The following is a 15,668-nucleotide window of genomic DNA, read 5'->3' as shown; positions in this document are numbered from 1 at the left end:
TAAGGAGGCGTATGATGAAGATTGCTTTAATTGCTCATGATAAGAAAAAGGAAGATATCATTCAATTCGTAATGGCCTATAAAGATGTGTTTCAACAACATGAACTATTTGCGACTGGTACAACGGGGCAAAGGATTATAGATGAAGTATCTTTGCCAATCCATCGTTTCCATTCTGGACCACTTGGAGGAGACCAAGAAATCGGGGCGATGATAGCTAGAGGGGAAATGGATATGGTGCTATTCTTTCGTGATCCTTTAACTTCCCAACCCCATGAACCGGATGTATCAGCACTTATCCGCCTATCTGATGTCTATGAAATCCCGCTGGCAACGAATATGGGAACAGCGGAGGTCCTTATTCAAGGACTTAAACATGGATATATGGACTGGCTCAAACTTAGAGAAAAACAAGGTGAGATAAATGACAAACAAAAATAATATAGATATCCTGGCATTCGGGGCCCACGCAGACGATGTAGAAATCGGGATGGGGGGCACGATAGCTAAATATGCACAGCAAGGTAAAAAAATTGTTATTTGTGATTTGACCAAGGCTGAAATGTCATCCAATGGGACTGTCCCATTAAGGATTAAGGAAGCATCAAAGGCGGCGGAAATCCTCGGGGTCGATAGAATCTCCCTAGACCTTCCTGACCGTGGGCTTTATATGAAAGAAGAATACATACAGAAAGTAATAGCGGTCATCCGTCAGTATAAGCCCAAACTTGTCTTTGCACCTTTTCTAGAAGATCGCCATCCTGACCATGGAAACTGTGCAAAGTTAGTTGAAGAAGCAGTTTTTTCTGCTGGTGTGAGAAAATATTTGGAGAATGCTGGATTGGAAGCCCACCGTGTCAAAAATATGTATTATTACATGATAAATGGTTTTCATAAGCCTGATTTTGTCATTGACATTTCCTCTACGATATTAAAGAAACTTGACAGTCTTAGAGCTTACGAAAGTCAGTTTGAACAGAAGGATACCACAGTGGATACTCCGCTTGTTAACGGTTATATCGAAACAGTCGAAGCACGTGAGCGGATGTTCGGTAAAGAAGTCGGTGTCGATTATGCGGAAGGGTTCATGTCAAAAAAACCATTTTTGGTCGAAATCGATTTGTTAGGGGAAAATTAATCATATGAAATTAAAAATCGGAATTACCTGCTACCCGACTGTAGGTGGGTCAGGTGTCGTGGCTACCGAGTTGGGCAAAATGTTTGCGGAAAAGGGGCATGAGATTCATTTTATTTCTTCAAGTCTCCCGTTTCGGTTAAATAAGATGTACCATAATATTTATTATCATCAAGTGGAAGTGAATTCGTATTCCGTTTTTCAATATCCTCCTTATGATTTGGCACTTGCAAGCAAGATAGCCGAGGTTGTTAAAAGGGAAGAACTTGATATTTTACATGTTCATTATGCGATACCTCACGCGGTTTGTGCAATTCTGGCTAAGCAGATGTCAGGTAATAAAGTGAAAATCGTCACAACGCTTCATGGAACGGACATCACGGTATTGGGTCATGACCCATCATTATCTAATTTAATCAAATTCGGTATAGAAAATTCGGATGTCGTCACAGGCGTCTCTCATTCACTCGTCAAGCAAACACATGAGTTGATTGCTCCGGATAAGGAAATTCAAACCATTTATAACTTTATTGATGAACGCGATTATCATAAAACCGACTCAGGATATTTACGGGACGAATACGGATTTGAGAAGAATGAAAAAGTCATCATCCACGTTTCTAATTTCCGGACAGTTAAACGAGTACAAGATGTGGTCCGTGCCTTCTATTTAACGCAAAAAAAGGTGCCAGCCAAGCTTTTACTTGTCGGGGATGGACCTGAAGTGACTACTGTATTGAAGTTGGCGGAAGATCTGGGTATCAGCGATAAGGTTCTATTCTTGGGCAAGCAGGATAACCTGGCAGAATTATATTCAATCAGTGATTTAATTTTATTGTTGTCCCAAAAAGAAAGCTTTGGGCTTGTACTGTTAGAAGCGATGGCCTGTGGAGTTCCTTGCATCGGAACGAATGTCGGCGGGATACCTGAAGTCATTGTTGACGGAGAAACGGGTTACATATGTGAATTAGGAGACGTCGAAATGATCTCTCAAAAAGCGATCAAACTATTAAGTGATCCCACCTTACATGAACAGTTCTCAAAAGCTGCTTTGGATCGTGCCAATACTGAGTTCCACTCAGATACGATCATGAAAGAATATGAAGAAATCTATATGCAGGTGCTTGGGACCAATTCATTGGAGTAGTGAGGAGGAGACATAGTTGGATCGGTTATTTATAGAAGCGGTACCCATTCTTGAAAGAATTGAAGAAGCGGGGTTCGAAGCTTATTTTGTTGGTGGATCGGTCAGGGACTATATTCTCGGCAGGCCCATTAATGACGTGGATATCGCAACCTCCGCTACACCTTTGGAAGTTAAAGGGATATTCCCAAAAACGGCGGATGTGGGAATCGAACATGGAACTGTATTAGTGATACTGGAGTCAGGGACATATGAAATTACTACTTTTCGAACAGAGAGTGGATACACGGATTATCGTAGGCCTGATTCAGTAAAATTCGTCCGTTCTTTGACTGAGGATCTACAAAGAAGAGATTTTACGATAAATGCAATCGCTATGGACAAATCGGGGGTCATCTTCGACCCATACAAGGGCCAACTTGACCTTTTTCAAAAAAAGATAACGACTGTTGGTAACCCACATGATCGTTTTGCTGAAGATGGTCTTAGGATGATGCGAGCATTAAGGTTCGTCAGTCAGCTGAATTTTCAACTTGATGAAGAAACATTCCAATCCTTAAAGGAGAACGGGCCTATTTTACGGGAGATTGCCGTTGAAAGAATTCTTGTAGAATTTGAAAAGCTATTAGCCGGCGACAATCGGATAAAGGCACTAAGTCTTTTACTGGATAGTGGATTATATCAGTTTCTTCCCCAATTTGCTGGTCAAAAGGAAAAGTTGGAAAAGGTATTGCTTCTCCCCCTTCATCAATTGACAGTGCCTGAGTTATGGGCGGTCGTCCTCATCCAGGCAGATATGGAGGATATTGAGGAAGTATTGAGAGCATGGAAGCTTCCTTTAAAATCAATCAGGAATGTCCAACGTATTATACAATTGGTCGAAAAGGAACCTGGATTTGAAGATTCCACTTTTGATGTATTCCAGGCAGGTCATATCGAAGCGGTTCAGGCAGCCAAAGTTAAGGCAATTCTCGAAGGCAGAAACGTATTAGAAGCGGAAAAGTCCATGTCTATCAAGTACGAAAACCTTCTTCTAAAGAGTATGTCAGATCTTGATGTAACTGGAGAGGACTTATTGTCATGGCATATAGAAAAACCGGGTCCTTGGGTTAGAAAATACTTGGAACTGATTTTGGCAGCTGTATTGAATTCGGAAATAACAAATGAAAAAGCTGAAATTAAGGAGTGGCTTATAACATGCAATCTGATTTAAGGACTAAACTGATGCAAGCCCTCTCTAAAGCGAATGGAACATTTATTTCAGGACAGGAAATCGCTGAGTATATTGGCTGTTCCCGTACGGCCGTTTGGAAGCATATAGAGGATTTGCGCGGTGAAGGATATATGGTTGAAGCAGTCCGGAAGAAAGGGTACCGCATTGTATCGGCTCCAGAAAAAGTATCGGAAAGTGAAATTCAATTCGGGCTGGAGACGAAAGCCCTTGGAAAGATGATCCATTATCAAGAATCCGTTGAATCCACACAAAAAATTGCCCACCAGCTGGCTAACGAAGGGGCGGAGGAAGGCACCCTTGTGATTGCCGAGGAACAAGTTTCAGGAAAAGGGAGGCTCATGAGATCTTGGCATTCTCCAAAATTCAGCGGGATTTGGATGAGTCTGATCTTACGTCCGAAAATCCCGCTCCATCAGGCGCCGCAGTTAACCTTGTTGGCTGCAGTTGCTGTAGCACAGGCAATCGAGGATGTTACAGAACTTCAACCTCAGATCAAATGGCCAAATGACCTACTTATTAATCGTAGAAAAGTTACGGGGATCTTAACGGAAATGCAGGCTGAGTCGGATAGAATACATTCCGTCATCATCGGGATCGGAATGAATATCAACCAACAAAAAGAAGACTTTCCAGAGGACCTTCAGGAGAAAGCTTCTTCTCTTTCCATTGAAAGTGGAGTGAAGATTTCAAGGGCCAAGGTCATTCAACGAGTCCTGCTTCGTCTAGAAGATCTGTATACACTCTATTTACAAGAAGGTTTCATGCCAATTAAGCTCCTTTGGGAGAGTTATGCAATCAGTTTAGGACAAATTCTTAAAGCAAGTACCGTTAATGATACAATTGTCGGCAAGGCACTTGGAATCACGGACGCTGGCGTTCTACTTCTCGAAGATAATCAAGGGACCATCCATTCGATTTATTCTGCAGATATAGAAATTCAGTAGATTTTTGTAGAATTCAAGAAAAATAAATAGAATAATCGAATGTGGCTTGATATAATTCAAGTGGGCAGTATCGTGAAAGAACTGCACCCCAATAACACAAAAATATTTGAAAATCTGCCTTGATCCAAATGATTGGACGGGGACGGAGGGATGAAACTTCTAAAGATACCAAAGAGATCGACTAAAAGGAAAGTACTTTGAACGTTGATGATAAAGGCCATTTGTTTGGCCATTTTTATCATCACGAACTAGGGACTCTATTTAGTCGGTCTTTTTTGTGCAGCGAATGTTTAGACACCAGTTTTTTAAAACACTGATGTTTTCATCTCCTCTAATAAAGGAGGAAACGTAATGAAGTTGATGTCCGGTGATTTTTTGAAAATGAAACAAAAAGGTGAGAAAATTGTCATGCTGACTGCCTATGATTATCCATCGGCAAAGTTAGCCGAGCAATCAGGGGTTGATATGATTTTGGTCGGGGATTCGTTAGGAATGGTGGTTCTAGGTTACGACTCCACCATTCCTGTGACTGTTGAAGACATGATTCACCATACAAAAGCGGTGAAACGAGGGGCTCCTGATACATTTGTCGTAACGGATATGCCTTTCATGAGCTATCATCTATCTTTGGATGAAACGCTCAAGAATGCAGCTCGCATTATGCAGGAAGGCCATGCCGATGCTGTGAAGGTTGAAGGGGCGGACGATGTGGTCGAAAAGATTTCGGCTTTGACGAAGGCGGGAATTCCGGTAGTCGCACACCTTGGATTGACACCCCAATCTGTAGGCGTGCTCGGAGGATATAAGGTTCAAGGAAAAGATGCCGAAGCTGCCCAAAAGCTAATGGAAGATGCAAGGAAATGCGAAGCGGCTGGGGCTCTGGCAATTGTTTTTGAGTGTGTACCTTATCAAGTGGGAGAGCGTATTACTAAAGACCTTACAATCCCGACGATTGGAATTGGAGCTGGAGCCGAAACGGATGGACAAGTATTGGTTTTCCATGATCTCATTACGTATGGGGTTGAACGGGTTGCAAAATTTGTCAAGGTATATGGAAATGCCAATGAATTAATTGGAAACTCAATTGAAAGTTATGTGAAAGAAGTAAAATCAAGCGATTTTCCGACGAGAGATCATTCTTTTACGATGAAGGAAGAACAACTTCATGCGCTTTACGGAGGAGAAAAATGAAAACTTTTACATCAGCAATAGAATTGCAGAAAGTACTCCGTCATGACAGAAACAATAAAAAAAGTGTAGGCTATGTTGCAACCATGGGATACTTACACGAAGGGCATGCCTCCCTTATAGAAAATGCCCGCAGAGAGAATGATATCGTAGTTTTAAGTATTTTCGTCAACCCGTTGCAGTTTGGACCCAATGAGGATTTTGCGTCTTATCCCCGTGATTTGGACCGGGATGAAAATCTGGCAGTCAACGCGGGCGTCGATTATCTTTTCTATCCGACCGTGGATGAAATGTATGGTGAAAATCCATCAGTCAAAGTCGTTGTACAAAACCGCACCGATTGTTTATGTGGTAGAAAGCGACCCGGCCATTTTGATGGCGTAGCAACTGTCGTGACGAAGTTTTTTAATATCATTCTACCTGATAGGGCGTATTTCGGGATGAAGGATGCCCAGCAGGTCGCTATAATCGACGGGTTGATCCAGGACCTCAATTTCCCCATTGAACTAGTGGCCGTTGATATAGTACGTGAGGAAGATGGTTTGGCAAGGAGCTCACGGAATGTCTTCTTGCTTGAGGATGAACGTCATGAAGCAAAAGAACTGTACCAAAGTTTATTGAGGGCGAAAGATGCCATTATTTCTGGGGAAAGAAACCCTCAAAAGGTGATAGCTCTCGTCGAGGAACATATCAAAGCCCGGACAAAAGGCAAAATTGACTATGTTGAAATTTATCAATATCCGGAACTGAAGCCACTTGATGTCCTGAATGGAAATATAATCATTGCTGTGGCCGTTAAGTTCAGACATGCAAGACTCATTGATAATATTATAGTTACGCTATAAAACGAATAGTAGGGGGAACGATCATGTTTCGGACAATGATGAATGGTAAAATCCATCGGGCAAGGGTGACTGAAGCCAATTTGAATTATGTGGGAAGCATCACGATAGATGAAGATATTATTGATGCAGTGGGCATCGTGCCCAATGAGAAAGTGGCGATTGTCAACAATAATAATGGTGCTCGACTGGAAACATATGTGATAGCGGGAGAACGTGGAAGTGGGGTTGTCTGCTTAAATGGAGCAGCAGCAAGATTAGTCCAGCCTGATGATATTGTCATTATCATTTCTTATGTGATGGTGGCTGAAGAAAGGGTGAGTGATCACCAACCTAAAGTGGCAATCATGAATGAAAGGAACCAAATCATTGAATTGATTTCACACGAACCTGCAGCGACAATCTTGTAAGCAAAGAGGGCGGCTCAACATCTATATGTTGAGCATGCCCCTTTTTTATGCAACCAGACTCCTGAACCTATGTCCATCTGGCAATCGGAGTGTTTCCTTTATTCTGTGTAGTATGGTATAAAAAAGGTATAAAGAATTCCATCAGCTAGTGGAGAAAGTGAAGTTTGAGGTGTACAATTCATGACACAACGATATGTAGTGGTTGACTTAGAAACAACAGGGAATTCACCCAAAAAAGGGGATAGGATCATTCAGTTTGCTGGTGTGGTCATTGAAAATGATCAGATTGTTGATACCTATTCAACATTCATCCATCCTGGGCAGGAAATATCCCTTTTCATTGAAGAATTGACAGGGATAAGTAATGAGACCGTAAAGGATGCGCCAGATTTTGAAGATGTCGCGGAAAAAATTGCCCATCTTATAGAAGGGGCTTGCTTTGTCGCCCATAATGTATTATTTGATTTATCTTTTCTACAGGAAGAATTGGTAAGGTGCGGATTTGAGCCCTTTTATGGTTCTACGCTTGATACGGTAGAATTGGCGAAAATCATGAAACCGACTTCCGATGGATATAAATTGCATCAGCTGGCCAAAGAGGAAAATTTAGACCATTCGAGGCCACATCAAGCGGATAGCGATGCATATGCTACCGCTTTATTATTGTTAGAATTGAAAAAAAAGCTGTTGGACCTACCATTGATGACACTTAAGCAATTATACCGGCTATCTTTTTCCTTACAGAGCGAGGTTTCCGAATTAATAGATGCTTGCATTGCGAGCAAACTTACAAAAGCCGAGGTCCGTTTACCAGGTATTACGACATTTAGAGGACTGGCATTTAAAAAAGTAACCGATGATAGTGAGCATATTGAACAAGAAACAGAATTCCCACTCGATGACGAGGGGAAAATAGCCATGCTTCAAAATGCATACCCCGCTTTTGAAGCAAGAGATGGACAGCTTAGCATGATGAACTTAATTCATGATTCCTTCGAATCCCGACAGCATGCGATAATTGAAGCTGGCACGGGAATTGGAAAATCATTGGGTTATTTACTGCCGGCCGTTTATTTTGCCAAGAAACATCATGAACCTGTCGTCGTTTCGACATATACTCTTCAGTTGCAGGATCAGCTCCTTCAAAATGAAGTACCTAAACTGAAGAAGATCCTTCCTTTTTCCTTTCAAGCCGTTTTGCTAAAAGGAAGAAGCAATTACCTGAGCCTGGCAAAGTTTGAGCGGGCATTGCGAGAAAAAGAAGATAATTATGAAACTGCTTTAACGAAAATGCAGATATTGGTCTGGTTGACGGAAACGGCAACAGGGGATAAAGATGAATTGAATCTTACTAGTGGTGGACAATTGTTTTGGAACAGGCTTCAAAGTGATGGTCTTACATATGTAGGTTTGAAAAAACCCTGGATTGAACTGGACTTCTTTGAACGGGCCAAGAAAACAGCCGCAAAAGCAGATATTATCATTACAAACCATTCCTTTTTAATGAGTGACCTCCTTACAGAAGACGCCCTTATTCCCAAAGAAGGGTATTTAGTCTTGGATGAGGCCCATCACTTGGAACAGGCGGCTTCCACACAACTTGGTAGGAGGCTCCATTATATTTCAGTAAAGACCATGCTAAACAGGCTAGGGACCTTCGATCAAAAGCAGTTATTTTATAGACTTGAAAAATTGCTTTCGAACAATGGATGGTCGGATGGCAGTCCAACCTATACATTTGATCAAAAGCTAAGTGACTTTTCATATGAATTCGATCAACTTTTTTATTTCTTGTCCAATCAAGCAGAAAAACTCTCACGGTCTATAGGTCCGAAGCGAATTGCCTTTAAAATAGAAGACCCTTCCTGGAAACAGGCGATACTTATAGCGGAACGGTTAGTGGATCTATCAGGTTCAATGATCATGGAACTTGAGAGGCGATTGCATCGTTTAATGGATAATGAATCATCTTTAGGGAAAAATGCCTTGTTTTACCTGAATGATATCGAAGTGTTGCTTGGACATCTTCAGGATACAAGAGATTCCTTGCATGAATGTTTCATTAAGCCTCATGAAGAAAATATTTATTGGCTTGATTATACAAAAGCGGCGCCACAGCACGGTGTTACGTTGACGGTTCAACCGATATCAGGAAGCAAATGGTTGTGGGACTCTTATTTTGGACGTCAGAAGAGTGTAATCATGACATCTGCTACGTTAGCCGTGAAACATTCCTTCCAGTATTTCAAGGCACAGCTTGGTTTGGAAAAAGAATGGGTACAGACAGCCATCTACCCTTCACCATTCCCTTATAAGGACTTGGTAAAGGTGTTGGTGCCGAATGATATCCCCGATATAAACTGTTTAACAGTGGATGAGTTTTCCGAGAACGCAGCTAACCATATAATTGTTGCTGCCCAGGCAGCCAAGGGCAGGATGATGGTTTTATTTACTTCACATGAGATGTTGCGTGCCACATATTATGCCATAAAAGATTCCGAGGTCTTGGATGATTTCACTTTGTTTGCACAGGGGATTTCTGGTGGAAGCAGGATGAGGTTGTTAAGGAATTTCCAAAATTTCGAGAAAGCAGTGCTATTCGGGACTACGAGTCTATGGGAAGGTGTCGATATACCAGGAGAAGATCTATCATGTCTGGTCATTGTCAGGCTTCCTTTTTCACCTCCCGATGAGCCGGTTACGGCTGCAAAATGTCAGCTACTCGAAAAACAGGGGAAGAACGCCTTTTCGGCATATTCCTTACCTGAAGCACTGTTAAGGTTCCGTCAGGGATTCGGTAGGTTAATCCGTACGCCAGAGGATCGGGGTTTGCTGATCGTATTGGATCGACGTGTTATCACGGCTAAATATGGGCATGAGTTTAAAAGATCGATTCCCCCTATCGATTGGAAAAATGTCTCCATTAGAGAAATGGCGGATTTGATAGAAGAGTGGATTTAATGACTCTTCTATTCTTTTCCTATTATAGGTGGAATTTTGCGAAATAATGAAGAAAAATAACCTATGAACTGGTATAATGTGAAAGGTAGTTATGCCTTCAAATTCCATACATACCAGTGGTTGTTGACAATTTTTAGTTAAAATGGAGGAGCATTTTCATGGAGAGCAAAATTGAAGTGATCTCGACAGTCAGGCTGCAAAATTCACCTGATTTGTATAAGATTGTGGATTCTTTGAATCGAACGTTGAAAAAGGACGATTTGATGTTCGGGCTGGCATTGGATTCACAAGATCAAGAAAAAGCGATATTTACTATTTATCGTACATAGAAAGAGGGAAAGCGGCTTTGAAAAAATGGTTGGTTATTGCTTCTATCCTAGTCCTTTGTTTTATCGGTTTTGTCAGCGGAGCATACATTAAAGCATTACAGCATAAAAAAGAAGCTGGTAATGAGGCTTTTGAAAAGGCAAAGAAAGCAGGCGGAATTGATACCAAGGATGAGTTTTACCTTTATAATGGTCAAACCTCATATTCTGTTATCATTGGCAAGACGAAAAATGGAAGTAAAAAAATCGTCTGGATTCCTGAGGACGAGAAGAAAAAAATAGTTGTGAGGAATTTTAAAGAAGGTAAGACAAAAAAAGAAATTTTAAACATAGTGAATGATAAGCTAAAACCTGAAGAAATCATATCTGTTAAGCTTGGTATGGAAAAGGATGTTCCTCTTTGGGAGGTAACATATCTCGACGATTCTGAACGGTATAATTATGATTATTACGATTTCAAAACAGGGGAATGGCTTAAGTATTATCGAAGTATATAGAATGGAGGATTTTACTACTATGAAATTAGCTAATCGGGTTCAGTCATTAACACCCTCAACAACACTGGCAATCACAGCAAAAGCAAAAGAACTCAAAGCACAAGGTCTTGATATTATTGGCTTAGGGGCCGGCGAACCTGACTACAATACTCCTCAACATATTATCGATGCAGCCATGCAATCCATGAATGAAGGACAAACCAAATACACGCCTTCTGCTGGGCTTCCAAAACTGAAAGCCGCGATTGCAGCAAAGTTAAAACGTGATCAAGGTCTAGAGTATAAGCCTTCTGAAATTATTGTCGGATCTGGTGCAAAACATGCGCTTTATACATTGTTCCAAGCGATTTTGGATGAAGAAGATGAAGTAATTGTTCCTATACCATATTGGGTCAGTTACCCAGAGCAGATTAAGCTTGCTGGCGGAAAACCCGTGTATGTTGTTGGCTCTGAAGAAAACCAGTATAAGATCACAAAGGAACAACTCGAAGAATCCATCACTGATAAAACGAAAGCGGTCATCATTAACTCTCCAAGCAACCCGACTGGCATGCTCTATTCTAAAGATGAGTTAGAAGCCATTGGTAAAGTTTGCCTAGATCATGATATTTTAATCATCTCGGACGAAATCTATGAAAAATTGGTATATGGAACTGCAAAACATATATCGATTGCAGAAATTTCTCCTGAATTGAAAAAGCAAACAATCATCATCAACGGGGTTTCTAAATCACATTCTATGACAGGATGGAGAATTGGTTATGCAGCAGGTGATGAGGCCATCATCAAGGCCATGACAAACCTAGCTAGCCATAGTACATCCAATCCTACTACCACGGCTCAATATGGTGCAATTGCAGCATATGATGGCCCACAGGAACCGGTAGAGGAAATGCGTCAAGCATTTGAAAGTAGATTGGATACGATTTATGGAAAATTAGTAGATATACCGGGAGTAAGCTGCATTAAACCGCAGGGGGCATTTTATTTGTTCCCGAATGTGAAACGTGCAATTGAATTAACAGGGTTCAGTAATGTCGAAGAGTTTACTACCGCTTTATTAGAAGAAGCTCAAGTGGCCGTCATCCCAGGTTCAGGATTTGGGGCTCCGGATAACATCAGATTATCCTACGCAACATCTTTGGACCTACTTGAAGCAGCCGTTGAAAGAATTCATACATTCGTTAAAGCGAAAATGGCGTAGTATTTGAAAAGCCTACAGGTCCCCTATTTCGTTTAGGGGGTTTGTAGGCTTTTTTATATCTTCCCTATTTTTTATATGGATAAAAGATTATGAGCAGTAAAGTAGACATTTATAGTAGATTAGCTGAATAATTTGCTTGTAATGAGCCCTATAGGTATAATAAATAGAGTAAATTTCTTAGTAGTTAAGTTATATTTGGAGGGAAATTCGGTGAAAATTACAATAAAAGATGCTAGCAAATTTGTCGATCAAGAAGTGACAATTGGAGGCTGGCTTGCTAATAAGCGTTCTAGTGGTAAAATTGCTTTCCTTCAAATCCGCGATGGCTCTGGTTTCATCCAAGGGGTAGTCGTGAAGGCTGATGTAGGAGAAGACCTTTTCTCTACTGCAAAGTCGGTATCACAAGAATCTTCCATGTATGTTACGGGAGTCATTCAGAAGGATGAGCGTTCACCTTTTGGTTATGAGCTACAGGTGAACAATATTGAAATCATTCATGATTCAGTTGATTACCCAATCACTCCGAAAGCTCATGGACCAGAATTCTTAATGGATAATCGTCATCTATGGCTTCGTTCGAAGCGTCAACATGCGGTTATGAAAATCCGTAATGAAATCATTCGTGCTACATATGAATTCTTCAATGATGAAGGTTTTGTCAAAGTGGACCCGCCGATTTTAACTGGTAGCGCACCAGAGGGAACGAGTGAGTTGTTTGCGACAAAATATTTTGATGAGGATGCCTATCTATCACAAAGCGGTCAGCTTTATATGGAAGCTGCAGCCATGGCGTTAGGAAAAGTATTTTCTTTCGGTCCGACTTTCCGGGCAGAGAAATCTAAGACAAGAAGGCATTTAATCGAATTCTGGATGATTGAACCGGAAATGGCTTTCGTGGAATTCAAAGAAAACCTAGAAGTCCAGGAACAATTTGTCACAGCCGTCATTCAGTCTGTTCTGAAGAATTGTCAGCTAGAATTGAATACACTTGGCCGTGACACGACAAAGCTTGAACAAATCAAGGCTCCGTTCCCGCGGATCACTTACGATGAAGCTATCAAGTTCCTTCATGAACAAGGGTTTGAAGATATTCAATGGGGAGACGATTTCGGCTCACCACATGAAACGGCAATTGCTGAAAGCTATGATAAGCCGGTCTTCATTACACACTATCCTACTAAAATTAAACCGTTCTATATGCAACCAGATCCAAACCGGGAAGAAGTCGTCTTATGTGCCGACTTGATCGCACCAGAGGGTTATGGTGAGATTATCGGTGGATCGGAAAGAATCCATGATCAGGAGCTTCTTGAACAGCGCATTGCTGAACATGGTTTGAGTGAAGATGCTTATAAATGGTATATGGAATTAAGGAAATATGGATCTGTCCCACATTCTGGATTTGGCCTTGGCTTAGAACGGACAGTGGCATGGATTAGCGGCGTTGAACATGTCCGTGAAACTATTCCTTTCCCACGTCTTTTAAATCGCTTATATCCTTGATTTGTAAAAAAAACGGTTATTTAGCCATACTGGGCGAATAACCGTTTTTTTCTATTAATTCTGTTAAAATTATAAGCTTATTCGTATCACATTTTTCATGTTATACTAATTTAGAGGTGTCCAAAACATGAATAAAGAACATTTATATGCTTGGTTTAAGGAAGGAACGATAACGATTCCATCCTTTTTGTTGACTCACTATAAGACAATGGGGCTGAATGAGCAAGAGATGGTTCTACTACTCCAATTGCAGAATTTTATCGATGGAGATAATCCATTCCCAGCACCGTCTCAACTATCCGACCGAATGACATTACAGGAATCTGAATGCCTATATTTAATACAACGTTTAGTTCAAAGAGGATTCGTCCAGATGGTCGTTGAAAATAATCAGGAAATTGGTCAGGAAAAGTATTCACTCGATCCACTATATGAGAAAATGATGGACTGCTTCTTGAAGTCTTTGAAACAGGCTGAATCTGCCGAGGTACAGAAGACAGGGGAGAGCCTGTATACAATATTTGAACAGGAGTTCGGACGTCCGTTATCTCCTTTTGAGTGTGAAACCCTGGCAATGTGGATGGAGGATGACCATCAACCAGATATCATCAAGGCGGCTTTAAGGGAGGCTGTCATTTCAGGGAAATTGAATTTCCGTTATATAGACCGAATTTTATTCGAGTGGAAAAAGAATGGGATTAAAACCTTGGAACAAGCAAGGGAGCAAGGACAAAAATTTAGAGTCCATCAAAAAAGGGACCGTAAAATAGAACCGACACAACCACTGAAAGATGTACCCTTTTATAATTGGCTCGAACAGTAATGTGAATTAAAGGAGAACAAACATGCTGAATAAGGCTCAAATTCGTTACTGTCTGGATACGATGGGCGAGATGTTTCCTGATGCCCATTGTGAGCTGAATCACTCCAATCCATTTGAATTGGTGATTGCTGTTGCTCTTTCGGCTCAATGTACAGATGTATTGGTTAATAAAGTTACTCAAAATTTATTTCGAAAATATAAAACGCCTGAAGATTATCTTAGTGTACCGATTGAAGAATTGGAAAATGATATTCGTTCAATCGGTCTGTACCGTAATAAAGCAAAGAACATTCAAAAGTTGTCTAGAATGCTGATAGACGAATATGATAGAAGAGTTCCTAGGGACCGTGATGAGCTTACCAAGTTACCGGGTGTCGGTCGGAAAACGGCCAATGTGGTCGTCTCAGTGGCTTTTGGCGTGCCGGCGATAGCAGTGGATACCCATGTAGAGCGTGTGTCTAAACGGCTGGGTATATGCCGCTGGAAAGACAATGTCCTTGAGGTGGAAAAAACCTTAATGACCAAAGTGCCAATGGATGAATGGTCCGTTACACATCATAGACTCATTTTCTTTGGTCGCTATCATTGTAAAGCCCAGTCTCCAAAATGTGAAACCTGTCCGCTTCTTGATTTGTGTCGTGAAGGGAAAAAGCGACTAAAAAGGATAGAAGCCAAATGAACGATTTAAATTCAATAAATGTGCCGGTCGAATTAGACGATCCATTCTTCTTCCCTAAAGAAATAAAAGCTTTAAAAAAGGAAGACTATCAAGAGTGGAGAAATCCCAGTGAAGTTGAAGTGTTTTCATATGAGCTGCTTTTTTACAGGGGGGAAGAAGTTTATTCACCTTGGAAGAGTGGGGAAATGCATATACCTGAACTGTTTGAAAAATGGAGGCTCATTAAAAAGGATTGCGAATTGTTATTTTCGAATAGAAAAGCGGGACTGGCTTTGGAGCCTATGAAAGAAGGAATTGGATTATTCCTTTCGGCAGTCTATTGGATGAATGAAAAACCTGTGCAGCTAAGTGCATGGAAGAAACAGATGGAAGCCTGTCCGGTTAAACCGATAAACTTGGTTGAAAGATTATCTTTCATCATGGAAAGACCGGCGTTTTACCATTCATTCAGACAGCTCAGCGAATTATTCATCGAATTGGAAAAGCTCTTTGTAAGAAACATCCTACTAAAAGCGAAAAAAGGGGCTGTCTAATAAGTCCCTAAAATAAAACAGGTGGAGAAAAACGAGTTGTTTTTCTCCACCTGTTTTTCTATTTTTATAATAATTTACTGAAAGTAGCTGACGTAACCCAGCTATCTTCAGTAAATTATGTGCCATGGCTACGATGCCAAACTCCGTTTGGACTTTCGCTAAGCCCCGAAGCGAAAAGCGACGGAACGACCTATTGCCCTTGATATGACCAAAAACACTCTCTACCTCGATTTTTCGTCGAGCGTA

17 protein-coding genes are annotated in these 15,668 nt (G+C 41.0%); 16 read left to right on the top strand and 1 reads right to left on the bottom strand.

The genetic code is table 11. The features are described from left to right. Positions 1-14: 14 nt before the first annotated feature. The 16 genes from ACIQXU_RS00085 (at position 15) to ACIQXU_RS00010 (ending at position 15,422) form a co-directional block, all read left to right on the top strand. Positions 15-440, top strand: a complete 426-nt coding sequence (locus ACIQXU_RS00085) for a methylglyoxal synthase (RefSeq protein WP_402869137.1) — start codon at positions 15-17, stop codon at positions 438-440. Then, a complete protein-coding gene (bshB1, locus tag ACIQXU_RS00080; RefSeq protein ID WP_402986060.1) occupies positions 424-1,137 on the top strand; it encodes a bacillithiol biosynthesis deacetylase BshB1 in 714 nt (237 codons plus the stop codon). The genes ACIQXU_RS00085 and bshB1 overlap by 17 nt, the downstream gene beginning before the upstream one ends. A 4-nt stretch (positions 1,138-1,141) precedes the next feature. Then, complete coding sequence (gene bshA / locus ACIQXU_RS00075) at positions 1,142-2,281, top strand: N-acetyl-alpha-D-glucosaminyl L-malate synthase BshA (protein WP_402956712.1); 1,140 nt, start codon at positions 1,142-1,144, stop codon at positions 2,279-2,281. 16 nt (positions 2,282-2,297) lie between these two features. Further along, positions 2,298-3,491, top strand: a complete 1,194-nt coding sequence (locus tag ACIQXU_RS00070) for a CCA tRNA nucleotidyltransferase (RefSeq protein ID WP_402869132.1) — start codon at positions 2,298-2,300, stop codon at positions 3,489-3,491. Next, complete coding sequence (locus tag ACIQXU_RS00065; RefSeq protein ID WP_402986058.1) at positions 3,476-4,456, top strand: biotin--[acetyl-CoA-carboxylase] ligase; 981 nt, start codon at positions 3,476-3,478, stop codon at positions 4,454-4,456. The genes ACIQXU_RS00070 and ACIQXU_RS00065 overlap by 16 nt, the downstream gene beginning before the upstream one ends. Before the next feature lie 360 nt (positions 4,457-4,816). Then, on the top strand, positions 4,817-5,647 hold the full coding sequence (panB, locus tag ACIQXU_RS00060; RefSeq protein ID WP_402987327.1) for a 3-methyl-2-oxobutanoate hydroxymethyltransferase: 831 nt from the start codon (positions 4,817-4,819) through the stop codon (positions 5,645-5,647). After that, positions 5,644-6,489, top strand: coding sequence for a pantoate--beta-alanine ligase (panC, locus tag ACIQXU_RS00055; protein ID WP_402986055.1), 846 nt, complete (start codon positions 5,644-5,646; stop codon positions 6,487-6,489). The genes panB and panC overlap by 4 nt, the downstream gene beginning before the upstream one ends. Before the next feature lie 23 nt (positions 6,490-6,512). Continuing rightward, positions 6,513-6,896, top strand: coding sequence for an aspartate 1-decarboxylase (panD, locus tag ACIQXU_RS00050; RefSeq protein WP_402869126.1), 384 nt, complete (start codon positions 6,513-6,515; stop codon positions 6,894-6,896). 180 nt (positions 6,897-7,076) lie between these two features. Beyond that, positions 7,077-9,857, top strand: coding sequence for an ATP-dependent DNA helicase DinG (dinG, locus tag ACIQXU_RS00045; protein WP_402986053.1), 2,781 nt, complete (start codon positions 7,077-7,079; stop codon positions 9,855-9,857). 158 nt (positions 9,858-10,015) lie between these two features. After that, on the top strand, positions 10,016-10,186 hold the full coding sequence (locus ACIQXU_RS00040; RefSeq protein ID WP_214772022.1) for a YpmA family protein: 171 nt from the start codon (positions 10,016-10,018) through the stop codon (positions 10,184-10,186). Positions 10,187-10,203: 17 nt separating this feature from the next. After that, the gene (locus ACIQXU_RS00035) at positions 10,204-10,680 is read left to right on the top strand and encodes a cell wall elongation regulator TseB-like domain-containing protein (RefSeq protein WP_402986050.1); all 477 of its coding nucleotides are present in this window, start codon (positions 10,204-10,206) and stop codon (positions 10,678-10,680) included. 19 nt (positions 10,681-10,699) lie between these two features. Then, positions 10,700-11,884: a pyridoxal phosphate-dependent aminotransferase gene (locus tag ACIQXU_RS00030; protein WP_402986047.1), complete on the top strand. Its 1,185-nt coding sequence runs from the start codon at positions 10,700-10,702 to the stop codon at positions 11,882-11,884. A gap of 210 nt (positions 11,885-12,094) precedes the next feature. Next, entirely contained in the window at positions 12,095-13,387 is a 1,293-nt protein-coding gene (gene asnS, locus ACIQXU_RS00025) for an asparagine--tRNA ligase (protein WP_402956726.1), read from the top strand. 127 nt (positions 13,388-13,514) lie between these two features. Next, positions 13,515-14,210, top strand: a complete 696-nt coding sequence (locus ACIQXU_RS00020; RefSeq protein ID WP_402986044.1) for a DnaD domain-containing protein — start codon at positions 13,515-13,517, stop codon at positions 14,208-14,210. 22 nt (positions 14,211-14,232) lie between these two features. Then, on the top strand, positions 14,233-14,889 hold the full coding sequence (nth, locus tag ACIQXU_RS00015; RefSeq protein ID WP_402986042.1) for an endonuclease III: 657 nt from the start codon (positions 14,233-14,235) through the stop codon (positions 14,887-14,889). Continuing rightward, positions 14,886-15,422 carry a YpoC family protein gene (locus ACIQXU_RS00010; RefSeq protein WP_402986039.1) on the top strand — a complete coding sequence of 179 codons (537 nt, stop codon included), beginning with the start codon at positions 14,886-14,888 and terminating at the stop codon, positions 15,420-15,422. The genes nth and ACIQXU_RS00010 overlap by 4 nt, the downstream gene beginning before the upstream one ends. Here ACIQXU_RS00010 and ACIQXU_RS00005 read toward each other — a convergent pair. Next, positions 15,396-15,668, bottom strand: a 273-nt coding sequence (locus ACIQXU_RS00005) for a transposase (RefSeq protein ID WP_402986036.1), incomplete at its 5' end; no start/stop codon positions are given. The two genes, ACIQXU_RS00010 and ACIQXU_RS00005, sit on opposite strands and share 27 nt — an antisense overlap.

The organism is Peribacillus sp. NPDC097284, from assembly GCF_044761765.1.
Taxonomy (GTDB): domain Bacteria; phylum Bacillota; class Bacilli; order Bacillales; family DSM-1321; genus Peribacillus.
Note: the sequence above shows the minus strand (reverse complement) of the source record. Positions and strands in the feature narration are given on the sequence as shown.

Coding starts and splice junctions, on each gene's coding strand:
- ACIQXU_RS00085 (WP_402869137.1), top strand. CDS start 15: ATGAAGATTGCTTTAATTGCTCATGATAAGAAAAAGGAAGATATCATT.
- bshB1 (WP_402986060.1), top strand. CDS start 424: ATGACAAACAAAAATAATATAGATATCCTGGCATTCGGGGCCCACGCA.
- bshA (WP_402956712.1), top strand. CDS start 1,142: ATGAAATTAAAAATCGGAATTACCTGCTACCCGACTGTAGGTGGGTCA.
- ACIQXU_RS00065 (WP_402986058.1), top strand. CDS start 3,476: ATGCAATCTGATTTAAGGACTAAACTGATGCAAGCCCTCTCTAAAGCG.
- panB (WP_402987327.1), top strand. CDS start 4,817: ATGTCCGGTGATTTTTTGAAAATGAAACAAAAAGGTGAGAAAATTGTC.
- panC (WP_402986055.1), top strand. CDS start 5,644: ATGAAAACTTTTACATCAGCAATAGAATTGCAGAAAGTACTCCGTCAT.
- panD (WP_402869126.1), top strand. CDS start 6,513: ATGTTTCGGACAATGATGAATGGTAAAATCCATCGGGCAAGGGTGACT.
- dinG (WP_402986053.1), top strand. CDS start 7,077: ATGACACAACGATATGTAGTGGTTGACTTAGAAACAACAGGGAATTCA.
- ACIQXU_RS00040 (WP_214772022.1), top strand. CDS start 10,016: ATGGAGAGCAAAATTGAAGTGATCTCGACAGTCAGGCTGCAAAATTCA.
- ACIQXU_RS00030 (WP_402986047.1), top strand. CDS start 10,700: ATGAAATTAGCTAATCGGGTTCAGTCATTAACACCCTCAACAACACTG.
- ACIQXU_RS00020 (WP_402986044.1), top strand. CDS start 13,515: ATGAATAAAGAACATTTATATGCTTGGTTTAAGGAAGGAACGATAACG.
- nth (WP_402986042.1), top strand. CDS start 14,233: ATGCTGAATAAGGCTCAAATTCGTTACTGTCTGGATACGATGGGCGAG.
- ACIQXU_RS00010 (WP_402986039.1), top strand. CDS start 14,886: ATGAACGATTTAAATTCAATAAATGTGCCGGTCGAATTAGACGATCCA.